Annotated in this window: 10 protein-coding genes; 1 reads left to right on the top strand and 9 read right to left on the bottom strand. The window is 47.7% G+C overall.

What is annotated here, in order from left to right:
• The first annotated feature begins 221 nt into the window (after positions 1-221).
• On the top strand, positions 222-2,750 hold the full coding sequence (locus ACJJIN_RS13205) for a TonB-dependent receptor plug domain-containing protein (protein WP_444895025.1): 2,529 nt from the start codon (positions 222-224) through the stop codon (positions 2,748-2,750).
• A 115-nt stretch (positions 2,751-2,865) separates the two neighbouring features.
• On the opposite strand, the gene ACJJIN_RS13200 is transcribed toward ACJJIN_RS13205, so the two are convergent.
• The 9 genes from ACJJIN_RS13200 to nuoG form a co-directional block, all read right to left on the bottom strand.
• The gene (locus tag ACJJIN_RS13200) at positions 2,866-3,324 is read right to left on the bottom strand and encodes a hypothetical protein (protein WP_282934036.1); all 459 of its coding nucleotides are present in this window, start codon (positions 3,322-3,324) and stop codon (positions 2,866-2,868) included.
• Positions 3,325-3,397: 73 nt separating this feature from the next.
• Positions 3,398-4,942 carry an NADH-quinone oxidoreductase subunit N gene (locus ACJJIN_RS13195; protein ID WP_444895024.1) on the bottom strand — a complete coding sequence of 515 codons (1,545 nt, stop codon included), beginning with the start codon at positions 4,940-4,942 and terminating at the stop codon, positions 3,398-3,400.
• Positions 4,939-6,537, bottom strand: coding sequence for an NADH-quinone oxidoreductase subunit M (gene nuoM, locus ACJJIN_RS13190; protein WP_444895023.1), 1,599 nt, complete (start codon positions 6,535-6,537; stop codon positions 4,939-4,941). Before nuoM ends, ACJJIN_RS13195 begins: the two co-directional genes overlap by 4 nt.
• On the bottom strand, positions 6,534-8,372 hold the full coding sequence (gene nuoL / locus ACJJIN_RS13185; RefSeq protein WP_413664584.1) for an NADH-quinone oxidoreductase subunit L: 1,839 nt from the start codon (positions 8,370-8,372) through the stop codon (positions 6,534-6,536). The genes nuoM and nuoL overlap by 4 nt, the downstream gene beginning before the upstream one ends.
• Before the next feature lies 1 nt (position 8,373).
• On the bottom strand, positions 8,374-8,691 hold the full coding sequence (gene nuoK / locus ACJJIN_RS13180) for an NADH-quinone oxidoreductase subunit NuoK (protein ID WP_444892930.1): 318 nt from the start codon (positions 8,689-8,691) through the stop codon (positions 8,374-8,376).
• 4 nt (positions 8,692-8,695) lie between these two features.
• Positions 8,696-9,205, bottom strand: coding sequence for an NADH-quinone oxidoreductase subunit J (gene nuoJ / locus ACJJIN_RS13175; protein ID WP_444895022.1), 510 nt, complete (start codon positions 9,203-9,205; stop codon positions 8,696-8,698).
• A gap of 37 nt (positions 9,206-9,242) precedes the next feature.
• Positions 9,243-9,761 (bottom strand): NADH-quinone oxidoreductase subunit NuoI, encoded by a 519-nt coding sequence (nuoI, locus tag ACJJIN_RS13170; protein ID WP_282934031.1) that lies wholly within the window; start codon positions 9,759-9,761, stop codon positions 9,243-9,245.
• A 31-nt stretch (positions 9,762-9,792) separates the two neighbouring features.
• Positions 9,793-10,749 carry an NADH-quinone oxidoreductase subunit NuoH gene (nuoH, locus tag ACJJIN_RS13165; RefSeq protein ID WP_444895021.1) on the bottom strand — a complete coding sequence of 319 codons (957 nt, stop codon included), beginning with the start codon at positions 10,747-10,749 and terminating at the stop codon, positions 9,793-9,795.
• A 2-nt stretch (positions 10,750-10,751) separates the two neighbouring features.
• Positions 10,752-13,595 (bottom strand): NADH-quinone oxidoreductase subunit NuoG, encoded by a 2,844-nt coding sequence (gene nuoG, locus ACJJIN_RS13160; protein ID WP_444895020.1) that lies wholly within the window; start codon positions 13,593-13,595, stop codon positions 10,752-10,754.
• Between the last annotated feature and the right edge of the window lie 48 nt (positions 13,596-13,643).

Here is a 13,643-nt window from a genome sequence, read left to right as displayed (position 1 = left end):
ATTTTCTCTGGTTGTCACACTTCTTGCAGTGAATGTATTGGTGGTAACCTCCCTCTGCATAAGCGAGCTTTCAAGTGCGTAAAAAATTTTTATTGATCTCCTGGAGCACTACCTTAATTAGCCAATTTATTTTTGCTGTAACGCACAAATTGGTTTAAGTGAAAGCTGGTTGATTTGGCTCGGAAGAAAATAAGAGATAACTAAAACAGGGTATTTCTCCTATGAATGAAAAAAAGAAGCGCTGGCTTACGGCCTGTGGCGCTCCCTCTCTGCTGGCAGCTTCGATTGCTGCACTAAGCAGTCCCACTTTTGCTGAAGATGCACTCCTTGAGGAAGTGATAACAATCGGTACCCGTGTTGAAGGGCGTTCCGCTACAGATTCCTCCGCTCCCATCGATATCGTGACCGGAGAAGAATTTGTAAACCAGGGTGATGGAGATCTCAGTAACCTGCTTAGAAACGTTGTTCCATCCTACAACGTTAATGCAAAGCCAATTTCTGATGCTGCCTCAATTGTTCGCCCTGCAAACCTGCGTGGACTGCCACCCGATAGCACACTGGTTCTGGTGAATGGTAAGCGTCGCCATCGCGCTGCCGTCATTTCCTTCCTCGGAAGTGGTGTTTCAGATGGTGCCCAGGGGCCAGATATCTCTGCAATTCCGGCGATTGCTCTGAAACAGGTTGAGGTCCTGCGTGATGGTGCCGCAGCCCAATATGGCTCCGATGCGATTGCCGGCGTTATCAACTTTCAGTTAAAGGATGCAGCTGAGGGCGGAAGTGTTGAAGTCAAGCATGCAACCACTGCTGAGGGTGATGGTGATCAAAGCACCGTTGCAGCTAACTTTGGCTTGCCATTGACAGACGCCGGCTTTGTGAATGTTAGCCTTGAGTACCGTGAGCAGGATTCTACCAGTCGAAGTGTCCAGAGAGATGATGCTGCTCAGTTGATCGCCGATGGCAATACCTATGTAGCTAATCCTGCACAGATCTGGGGCCAGCCAGAAGTTAATGACGACACTAAGTTCTTTGTTAACAGCGCCATAGAGCTAAATGATACCGCTGAGCTGTATGCCTTTGGTAACTACGCGAGTCGTTCTACTGATGGAGGGTTCTATTTCCGAAATCCCGAGAACCGATCTGGGGTTTTTACATATGAGGAAAAGACAGACGTAAACGGGAATGGCGTTATAGATGACGACGAAGTATTCATCCACCCTCTAATTGGTGACTTAGATCCCAGTAACGGTATTGATGATTGCCAGAACGTGAGTGTGTCGGAAGCTCATGATCTCGATGAGTGTTTTTCTTATACAGAAATGTTCCCTGGAGGATTTACGCCAAGATTTGGTGGAGATCTAGAGGATTATTCTGTGGTCTTCGGCATACGGGGAGAATTTGCCAATGGGATTGGCTACGATGTTAGTGCCAGTAGAGGCCATAACGAAGTAGATTTCAATATTTATAATACGGTAAACGCTACTTTGGGCCCAGATACTCCGACTGAGTTCAGCCCTGGTGGTTATGCTCAAACTGAAACTAATTTTAATATTGATTTAACAAAGAGCACAGAAGTTGCTGGCTTGCCGCTATTTATGGCGACGGGCTTTGAATGGCGAGAAGAAGAATTTGAAGTAAAACAGGGTGATACCGCATCCTGGCAAATTGGCGATTTGGCAGAACAGGGTTTCTTGATTGGGTCTAATGGGTTTTCTGGTTTTGGCCCAGAAACTGTAGGCACTTTCGACCGCGACAATATAGCGATTTACTCTGACTTTGAGCTCGAAGTAAATGATGATCTTCGATTAGGCGCAGCTTTGCGTTGGGAAGATTTTTCTGATTTTGGCGATACTTTTAACTATAAACTGTCAGGTCATTACACAATCAATGATGCTATTGCCTTGCGCTCTACATGGAGTACGGGCTTCCGTGCACCAACTCCAGCACAATCTAATATCAGCAATGTAACAACAGCTTTTACTAATGGCCAGTTAGAGAACAAGGGCACTATCCCACCAACAAACCCAATTGCTCAGTTAAGAGGCGGAACGCAGTTACAGCCAGAAGAATCTGATAGCTTTACATTGGGGGCGATATTCTCAGCAGGTGATTGGGAAATTACAGTTGACTATTTCCAGATTTCTGTGGATGACAGGATTACTCAGTCGGCGGATCAATTGCTGACCGATGATGAACGCGCTCAGTTAGTGGCTGATGGTATCAGCGGCGCTGACTCTTTAACCTTCTTCCGTTTCTATACTAATGATTTTGACACTAAAACCCGTGGTGTTGACGTAGTAGCAACCTATCCAGTAGGCGATGCTACGGACCTTAGTTTCGCTTGGAATTGGACTGATACTGAAGTAACTGATTTCAGGGAAGAGACTATAAGTGATATGCGTCTTAGGCAGCTGGAAGACGGATTGCCAAATGTTCGTGGTAATGCCACTTTTAATCACACAGGAGATAATTGGCGAGGCCTAGTGCGACTCAACTACTACGGTAGCTACTGGGAAGCACATTTGGATGACTATAGTCTGCCCATCGACGCTGGTGATGAATTTACAGTAGATATTGAGGCTGCGTATGACTTCAATGATTCCATGACCTTGATCGCAGGTGCGGAAAACGTATTCAACAACTATCCAGATAAAAACCCCTGGTCCGGTGTTGCTGGAGCGGAATATCCGGAAACGGCACCTATGGGATTCAATGGAGCTCTGTACTACGTAAGAGCGCAGTATGAGTTCTAAGTAATCCCAGCTGTAGCTGGCATTTTGTAGCTGGCTAACCTGGGTATTCTTAATACCGGGTTAGCCAACTGCAGAATTATGTGACGATTAGATCCCGCTGTAAGTAGCGGGATTTTTACATATCCCACAGTGAATTTGTGGCCATAGATAAGGTAATTCTTTCCTTATCTTGTATTTGTTTCAGGTCTTCAAACACCTCTTTCACCTCCATCGACTCAATTGCACCATACACCGCCTGATAGAGTTCTGAGAAATAGCGATCTACCTCTCGTCCCATATTATTAATTTCACGAATTGTCGGTGGATCACTCAGATTGAGGCGGCGAATAAAGTCATTGGCACTTTCTTCATGGGTGTATTGCAACCATGTCTTCATCACCTTATTTTGCGCTACATCATTGTAGTTCTGCAGGTTTTTTGCCATTCTCTGCTCATGCTCAAGCATGTGTTTTAATAGCAATTGGGTTCGGTAGTCCTCTGATTTGTCCAGTAAGGTCTCGTAAACAGCTGCCATTTCCAGGTGAAATCTCTCAGCATCCTTGATGACTTCAAATGCTTGTTTGAAAGTCTTCATAGTAAGTACCCTCTGATGACCAGGCTATTACCTGGGCTTTAAAATATTTTTACATCAGCACTCGCTCTCTACTTTATATAGCATTTATCCAGTTAATAAGGACCTGTGGGAATATTCCGAAAAAAACCAGGGCAGCGGCGAGAGTTGCGATTAAAAACTGCCCTGAAGTGGTAATTTGTAACGTTTCGCTGTTACTGCTAGTGTCAATGGCATCTCTTTGTACCATCGTAAGTAGAAGACGAAGGTAATAGAAGAGGCCCAATGCACTACCAATAACCACACCAGCGAGAAGAGCCCACATTTTTCCTTCAACACCTGCGGTAAAGACGTAAAACTTCCCAATAAATCCAATAGTTAAGGGAATTCCAGCCAGAGATAGCAGCATTAGAGCAAGACAGCTCGCCAGCCATGGACTACGCCAGAGTAATCCCCGGTAAAAGTCCCTGTGATAAGGATCATCTGCACTGTTGGTCACGTCGCTGACATTTGTTCCATTGGTTAGTTGTGTGGCCTCGACTGAATCGGCTATCAGGCCAACAATTGCAAAGGCTCCTAGTGTAGTAATGACATAGGCGACCATGTAATAAATAACCGCCTCTGTACCAAACGCGCTATTGCCGATGATAAACGCCACAATTAAATAGCCTATATGGCCGATTGAGGAGTAGGCCAGCAGCCTTTTGATATTGTTTTGCATCAGGGCCAGTAAATTTCCTATCAGCATGCTAGCTATGGCGGCGATTGTCAGTAAGTCAATAAGAATAGGGCTCTGGTAGAGATTTAAGGTATTAAAGAATCGCAACAGAAAGGCAATTACGGCTGTTTTTCCCACTGTGGCGATCAACGCCGTCGTAGGCGTAGGTGCGCCCTGGAATACATCGGGTGTCCAGATATGAAATGGAACCAGTGATAACTTGAAAGCAACAGAAATGACCAGCAGAGTGGCGCCGGTTGCAAAAAGAGCAGAAGTCTGTGAAAGATCCTGTATCCGTGTAGCGATACTGCCAAAGTCCAGTGCCCCAGACGCCGCATAAATTAATGCGATACCGAATAGCCCGAGAGCGGTAGAAAGTGCTGAAAGGATTAAGTATTTAAAGGCAGATTCCAGGGAATTTACTTGATCTTTGCTTGAGGATAAATTGCCAGTAACCGCAAATCCCAACAGTGGATAAAGTGCGAGGCTAATTAATTCTATACCGAGGAAAAAGGTGGCAAAGTGGCTGGCAAATACCAGGGTGCTTGCTCCCAAAATGGCAAGTAAAAGTAGTATATAAAACTCTTCTGGATAGCTATCCGGGTTTCTATTCAGGTCACACCGAAGTTTTAAGTAGTTGTATCCCATAACGCTGACGGCTATGGCGGTAACTAATATCAGCAGACAGAAGAACAATGAGTTGTAGTCAATCGAGAGTAGGGCAGTCACTTGAATGGACCCGTTATTGCCCGATAGGGTGGCTCCAACCCAGAAACAGGCAATGATAGCGGCTACCAAAGTGATAAGAGTTGTAACCAGAGCGCCCGCATGATTTCTCCAGAAGGATACTTGGAGCAGCAAAATTACAATACCGGCACTAATCAGTAAAAGCGGTAGGATAGAAAATAGTTCTTGGGCACTCATAGAGATGTACCTGTATTAGCGCTTTTAGCAGTAGGAGAGGATAAGCTTGCTGAAGTTTCCGGCCCTGTCTTTTCTATGACGACTTCTTCATTTTCAGGGGCCTGAAATTTTTGCATTGATTTAGCAATCGTAGGCTCGGCGATATCAAAGATAGGCTGGGGGCGGAGCCCGAAGATCACGAGAAGCACCGCCAGTGAAAGAAGCGCAGAGATCTCCCTGAGGCTTAGATCACTGACAGTTTTCCCCTCTGTAGCTGGTTTCAATTTGTCATTAAACTTGCCAAAGAAGACACGCTGCATCATCAATAGTGCATAGAGTGCTGCTCCAATAAGCCCAATTGCTGCAATAACCGTTAACCAGTGATTAGCTTTAAAGCTACCAACAAGCACCAGGAATTCGGCAACAAAATTACCCAGCCCAGGCAGTCCCAGCGAGGCAATGGCAAAGAAGAGTGCAACGGCGGATAGCTTTGGCAGAAGAGGCCAGACACCGCCGAGCTGGCTCATATCCCGGGTATGGAGACGATGCTGTAGTGCGCCTACTAATGCGAAGAGTGCAGCGGTACTCAAGCCGTGGGCGATCATTTGCATCACTGCGCCCTGCAGGGCGATAGTATTCAGCGCGTAGAGCCCCAATAGAACAAATCCCATATGGCTCACACTGGAATAGGCCACAAGTCTTTTCATATCCTTCTGAGCGAATGCCAGCGATGCGCCGTAGACCACACTGATGGCTCCAATGGTCATTGCAACCGGTGCAAAAGCTTGTGAACTCTCCGGGAATAAGGGCAGTGTAAAACGCAATAAACCATAGGCTCCTGTTTTCAACAGAATCGCCGCCAGCAGAATACTGCCGGCAGTAGGGGCCTGGGTATGGGCGTCAGGTAACCAGGTATGGAAGGGCAGCGCTGGCAACTTGACGATAAAGGCAATAAAAAATCCGAGCATTAACCAATAAGCTGCTGTTGCAGACAGTTGAGCACTCAACAAATCCATATAGTTAAAGGTCAGTTGCCCGCTATTCCGATAGTGGATAAATGCCAAGGCAACGATGGCAATCAGCATTAACAAGCTGCTTGCCTGGGTGAAAATAAAGAACTTTATCGCAGCGTAGACTCTGCCCTCATAGCCCCAAACTGCAATCAACAGCAGCATGGGAATCAGCATGACTTCCCAGAAGAAAAAGAATAAAAACAGGTCGATAGCGGTAAACACACCGACAATACCGGCCAGTGTCCACAGGTAGTTAAAATAAAAGAAGCCGCGCCGGAAGGTGACATCATTCCAGGTCATTACTAACCCAAAGATCCCCATCCCCATTGTCAGTAGCAGCATAAGAAAGCTGAGTCCATCAATCGCCAGATGGAAGCTGATCCCAAACCTGGGTATCCAGGATACCAAAAGGCTATCCCACCACTGACTGTCACCTGTAACAGCTGTGGACTCTGCCTGGGGGAAATAGCTGATCAAAAGTAGGGATGCGATTATCAGGGAAACCAGGCTGATTAAGCGTCCACCCTCATAGAGATATCTCTCTGCCAGCCAGGCTAATATTCCCCCAACAAATAAAATTATAATTATTGCCAGTAATGTCATAGAGCCACCAACAGGGCTAGGAATAAAATTGATCCGGCTACAAAGGTGGCCAGGTACCAACGTATTTGGCCGTTTTGTGAAGAGCTGAGGGCGTTATTTAAATGTGCACTCAGCGAAGCGGTACCCTTGTAGATGCTGTCGATAATATCTTTGTGGTTAAGGGCGGTGATAAATTTAAAAGGTCTTACAAAGACCCGGTCATAGACCCAGTCAAACCCCCATCCCTTAAACCAAAACTGCATTAGTGGAGAGCGCTGCTCTCCAACTTTCTTCTCGAACAGGAACATTTTCCAAGCGATAAACAGGCCGATCAGCGGCATGGCAATGGCAATGGCTTCAATGACCCAGGAGTGGTGTTCATCGGTTGGGGTGCCAAAGACTCCCTGGAGAGGTGGAGCGAGAATTCCACCAAATAGGGCAAGTACAGCGAGGAGGCCCAAGGGAAGCATCATCACCGTGTTATTGGCGTCTTTACAGTGTGAGGAGGCGCTACCCTCACTGCCCAGAAATGCAAGAAACAGAACCCGGAAGCTATAAATCCCTGTGACCAGTGCTCCCAATAGACCGGCAAGCCAAAGCAGGTTTACTCCTTGATGATATTCATAAGCACTGAGCAAAATATGATCTTTGCTGTAGAAACCGGATGTAAATGGGAGTGCTGCCAGGCAGGCGCAACCGATGGTAAAGCAGATAAAGGTAAAGGGGATTTTGCGATAGAGGCCGCCCATGGCAAAGATATTCTGCTCGTGATGTACGCTCAGGATTACTGACCCTGCGGAGAGGAAGAGCAGAGCCTTGAAGAAGGCGTGGGTCATCAAATGGAAGATGGCTCCTGACCAGGCACCCACACCCAGGGCCAGGAACATATATCCAATCTGGGAGATGGTTGAATAGGCCAGGACCCGTTTGATATCACTTTGTGCGATAGCACTGAATCCGGAGATTAATAGAGTCAGAGCGCCGACAATGGCTACAGCTGTCATGGCGGTTCCAGACAGCTGATAAAGCGGGTGCATGCGGGCGATCAAGTAGACCCCGGCCGTCACCATGGTGGCAGCGTGGATAAGGGCGCTGACGGGAGTGGGGCCTGCCATCGCATCGGGAAGCCAGGTCTGGAGTGGAATCTGTGCTGACTTACCCACAGCGCCACCCAGTAACAGCAGCATAGCGATAGTGACAATTTGAGTATTGACCCCGGGATTCCCTGCCGCTGTGATGAGCTCCGGTATATTTAGTGTTGAGAACTCAAAGAACAACAGGAACAAGCCGATCGCCATGGCGGTATCGCCGACGCGGGTGACGATAAATGCCTTCTGTGCCGCCGCGCCGTTTGCAGGGTCCTTATACCAAAAGCCAATGAGCAAGTAGGAACAAAGACCAACACCTTCCCATCCCAGGTAGAGAAGTACCAGGTTGTCCGCCATTACAAGAATTAACATGGCAGAGACAAAGAGATTCAGGTAGGAAAAGTAGCGGCGGAAATCCGGATCTTCACGCATATATCCGGCTGAGTATAAGTGGATAAGGAAGCCCACTCCGGTAATGATCATCAGCATTACCAGGGTTAGCCAGTCCACATGAAAGGTGAAGCCGAGTTGGAGGTCTGATACCCGCATCCACTGCCAAACTGACAGTGTAACGACCGATTCCGGGTTGCCCAGAAAGGTGGAGAGTGCGAGATTAAAAACCAGAATCGCTGCGATTCCCACACTGCCCACACCAATCAGGCTTACTAACTTTTGTGAGGGTTCCTTTTGTGTAAACAGTGGAATACTGATGAGGGTCAGGAAACCAAGAAAGGGAAGTAATGGTATCCAGGCTAGTGATCCATTCATATTAACCCCTCAATCCATTGAGCTGGTCAATATCGACCGTGTGTTTGCGATAATAGAATTGCAAGACCAGTGCCAGTGCAATGGCTACTTCGGCAGCGGCCAGGGTGACAACAAAAACAAACATCACCTGTCCATCAGCATTGCCCCAGTGTGCACCGGCGACAACAAACATTAATGCTGCGGCATTGGTGCAGATTTCAATACACATCAGCATAAAAATTATATTTCTTCGGATTAGTAACCCGGCTAACCCCAAGCAAAACAGAATGGAGGCCAACAGCACGCCAGCCTCCAAACCAGGTGCAGATTCGATAGGCATAGCTTCACTCCGGTTTAACTGTTCTTCTGTGTCGGGCGAGGTGAAAAGCTCCAACAAGCCCTGCCAAAAGCAGCATTGAAGCCAGTTCGACAGCGAGAACGTAATGGCTAAAAAGTGCAATACCGACCTGTTTGGGCCCGATATAGTGATAGGTTTGCTCTGAAGGAATTTGCCCGCTACTAACCAGCAGAAGTAACTGGATTAACAAAATGGCTGATAGAAGGGCTGGGCCAATCCAGGTGTGGGGTTGTAACCAGGCTTGCTCCTGTGCAACGGAAGCGTCTCCCTGATTGAGCATCATGATGACAAAAATAATCAATACCATGATGGCGCCGGCATAAATAATAACTTCCAAAGCTGCTGCCAGGGGAGCGCCATATTGATAGAAAATAACGGCAACCGATAAAAGTGAAGTGACAAGATAAAGTAGCGCGTGGACCGCGTTCTTGTGAAAGATAACCATGGCGGTTGAGACAATGGCAACCGCAGCGGTTAAGTAGAAAATGTAATTCACTGGGAAAACCTCTTTTTAGTTATTAGCCTTATTGAAATCAGAGATTTAGGCTTTTTACATTAATGGGCTCGGCCTCATTTTGAGCTTCGCCCTTGTCCTTACCTGAGATGGCCTTTCCCGCAATTTGATAAAAGCTGTAGTCGTGATACTTACCGGGGCCACTGATTAGAAGATCTTCCTTTTCGTATACCATGTTTTGCCGATCGTACTCGCACATCTCAAAGTCAGGTGTTAGCTGAATGGCATAGGTTGGGCAGGCATCTTCACAAAGCCCACACATAATGCAGCGGGAAAAATTGATACGAAAATATTCGGGACGCCAGCGGCCGTCAGGATCTTCTGTTTTTTGCAGTGAAATACAATCAGGAGGGCAGGCAACGGCGCAGAGATTACAGGCAACGCAGCGCTCGTCACCGTTGGGATCTCGGGTGAGCACGATCCTGCCGCGATATCTGGGTGCCAGGTAGGGCTTTTGGTCGGGGTATTGTACGGTAACGTTCTTCCGGAACAGGTGTTTAAATACCAACCACATGCTGCGAATTTGGCTTGAAATCATTTCTTTGGCCTCGCACGCTTATTTTAATTTTCTAGGCTGTCCACAAAAGTACCGCTGCGGTAGCCAGTAGATTGATCAGGGCCAGAGGTAGCATGACCTTCCAGCCGAATTTCATTAATTGGTCGTAGCGGGGGCGTGGAATCGCCGCCCTTAAAAGAATAAAAACACCAACCAGAATGGCAGTCTTCAGGCAAAACCAAATAAATGGGGGTAGTAGGGGGCCGTGCCACCCACCGAGAAACAGGGTGGTGATTAGCGCTGAAATTAGGATTACTGCCAGATATTCACCCACAAAGAACATGCCGAACTTCATACCGGAGTATTCGGTATGGAATCCCGCAGTCAGTTCGTGCTCAGCTTCCGGAAGATCAAATGGAGTTCTGCGGCTCTCGGCAATACCGGCAATAAAGAAAACAATAAAACCCAGAAATTGAGGGATGATAAACCAACCATCTGCCTGGGCATTAACAATCTCGCGCAGATTGAAACTGCCTGAGAGCATAACAACGCCCATCAGGCTCAAACCCATAAATACTTCATAGGACACGGTTTGAGCGGCAGCCCTTAGCCCACCGAGCAGAGCATATTTATTATTTGATGCATATCCCCCAAGAATTACGCTATAGACCGCAATAGAACTCATAGCCAGCACAAACAGTAATCCGATATTCAGGTCGGTGACCCCAATATTGGGCGATATGGGCACTACGGCAAAGGCAATCAACATGGTTGCCATAACTACGGTGGGTGCCAGTACAAATACGGGAATATCTGCAAATTTCGGGGTGAAATCTTCCTTAAAGAACAGCTTGATCATATCTGCCATAACTTGCAGGGTGCCAAATTTTCCCACCCGGTTAGGGCCTGGGCGATCTTGCCAAAAGCCCAATAGGCGGCGCTCGCCCCAAGTTAAAATGGCTGCTAGCAGCACGGTAACTATCAATACACCGAAAATATTGAGCAATATGATCCAGATATTGGTGCTCATAATTAGTCCTCTTGCCCGATTGTGGAGCTTTCTTCCACTGGCAACAGATTGGCGCCTCCCGGTAATACAGGGGCAAGAATTTCAAGCCCTGGAAGACCATAAGGCACACCCAGGCTGCCCGAAGGTTGGCTATCAGAGATAACCACACTGCCCCGGAAAATACCGCTATTGGTGTCTAACGCCACTGTGTCTCCCTGGTTGAGGTTGGCACTTTCGGCATCACCGCGATTTAAAGTAAAGAATGGCTTATCGATCACTGTAGCGATGGCCATTGCGCGGTTACTGAGCTCTTCCGAACCAAACATTCGGTAAATCGGCAGTGTCGCTAGACTGTGGTTATCGCTATCTCTATCGCCATCGGAGGCTGTGGGCAAGGACCAATCCGAAAGTACTTGCTCTTGTCTCTGGATGTATTTGCCCGAGGCACCACCACGGCGTTCGCCACCCACTTCCTGCTGAAACTTGAAAATTGATTGGTTGGAGTTCCATCCGGGAGACCAGATATTGGCTTGCAGCGGTGACCGGTTTGGGTTGTGCACACCTTCCATGCTAAAGCTCATAGGAGCATCGGGGTCTTGGTGTGGGGGCTCCTCTGAGACATGTTCCTCTGCGTGAATAGCCGTGCGCCCACTGTAGCGAGCGGTCTGTCGAGCAACCTTCAGCCCTTCAATCCGGAAATTTTCATCCGGCCCTAAATCTTTGATGATCTTGAGTGTAGTAACACTTTCTGCCAGGGAATCGGTGATATCCGGGCAGTGATTCCAATTGATAATAGTGTCGATACTCTCGGAGTGTTCTGTGCAAAAACCAGCGGCATCTACCAGCCAGCGCCAGCTCTCCTGGATATAGCCAGTGCCTTCATAGACCGCATAAAATCGCTGAGCCAAACCGATATTGTTAACAAATGTCCCTTGGGATTCGGCCGTTGCAGATACAGGAAAGATTAAGTCGGCATGTTTGGCGGTTTCATTGAGCAGGGTGTCCAGCAGAATAATATGGTCGACGCTGGCAAACAGACTGTTTAACTCTTCACTCGCGATTCTTAAGGAGAGGTCATTCTCCAGAATCACTAGGGTTTTATCGATATTGGTTTTGTCATTCTTGAGTTCAGTGATCAGATGCTCAAGGGAACCGGTTTCGGGCTCAAACAGCTGAATAACTCCCAAGCTATTAGCCTCTTCACAACACAAGTATAGAGAAGTGGGTTTGCCATTTTTTTCCGCCAGTGCACTGGCGATTTTGGCTGCGCTGTGGGTAAGGTGGATATTTTTGCTGCTGGTTCCAGAGATGATCACTGGGTTCTTGGCCGCAGTTAATATTGCAGAGATTCTTTCAGCTTCCTCCAGATTCTCTGCATTCAGTGAAGTTTTGTTGCTTTTAACCTCCAGAATATTATTGGCAATTGCCTGGCCGATTTGGGCAGCCTGTTCCGGCAGGGTATAGATCGCTTTACAGGTAATATCTGAGATCTGATTGAGTTCGGTGCCGATAAAAATAATCGGGCTGGGTTCACCCTCTAATTGTCGAACAGAAGCATCCTGCCACAAGGGTATTCTTAATGATTCAGCTTGTTCTTTTTGGCGGCTCCGTGCTGCTTGGCGAACTGCCAGGGCAACCCTGGGGGCTGTGTTGTAGATATCTTCTCCGAGTATCAATACAACATCTGAATTTTCTATCTCAGGGATGGTCGGGCTGTGGATATTGGCATCGCTCTGAATTCTATCGACAAGGTGTAGTAGCTGCATATCCCGCTGGTTGAGGCCAGAGAAGAAGTTATCCCGCCCTACAAACTTTAATAGGGCGAAGTTATTTTCCAATGATGCCCTGGGTGAACCTATGCCTATTAAGTGATGCTCACCTCTTTGCGCAGATGCGAGTTTTTCTGCAAGTGAGAACACCGCGTCCTTGGGAGAAACCTCTTTGTGCAAACGTTCATCAGTTTCTGCTGTAGAGCTAATCACATCATCTTTGCGCGCAGAAAGTACTTGGGTTATCCGGCTCTTACTGTTGACATATTCGTATCCAAAGCGCCCCCGATCGCAGAGAAAATAGCCGTTGATATCGTGGTGATATAAGTTGACCACACGGCGCAACATCGGGTCTTGGTTGTTGCCGGATTCCCTCGCTCCAGGCGCGGTGTTGCAACCCACGGCACAGTGTTCACAGACTGAGGCAGCTGTTTGCAAATCCCATTTTCGGACAAAGTGCTGGCTGAAGGTCTTATCGGTAAATACTCCGGTGGGGCACACTTCGACAAGGTTCCCACTAAAACCATTTTCCAGCATGCCCTCGGTATTGCGGCCAAAAAAGACCTGGTGATTGCGACCCAGTGCTTGCAAATCCTCGCCGCCGGCATAGTCGTGATAGAACCTGACACATCGATAGCAGGTAATACAGCGATTCATTTCGTGATTGATAAAGGGGCCGAGATACTGGTTTCGGTGGGTGCGCTTGGTACCCTGATAGCGGCGCATGGTATGACCGGACATTTCAGTCATATCCTGTAAGTGGCACTCGCCGCCCTCCTCACAAACCGGGCAATCGTGAGGGTGGTTGGTCATCAAGTCTTCTATCACAGAACCGCGAAAATCTTTCGCGGCTTCCAAACTGACACTGTAAATACCGCCGTCTTTTATCGGCGTCATACAGCTCATAATCAACCGGCCCCGTTGATCTTCGCTGTCCTTATGCTCGATAACCGCACATTGGCGGCAGGCGCCAACAGAACCCATGGCGGGGTGCCAGCAAAAATAGGGGACATTCAAACCCAGGGACAGGCAGGCAGTGAGCAGGTTTTGATCTCCATCAACCTGGTATTTATTACCGTCTATTGTGATGGTTGGCATTTGAAATCCATTTTCTTTTTATTAATGCTTTCAGGGGCAGAGTTGTCG

It is taken from the genome of Microbulbifer maximicatervae (SeqCode), from assembly GCF_052467505.1.
The sequence above is the reverse complement of the archived record's forward strand: the minus strand, read 5'-3'. Positions and strand labels throughout refer to the sequence as shown.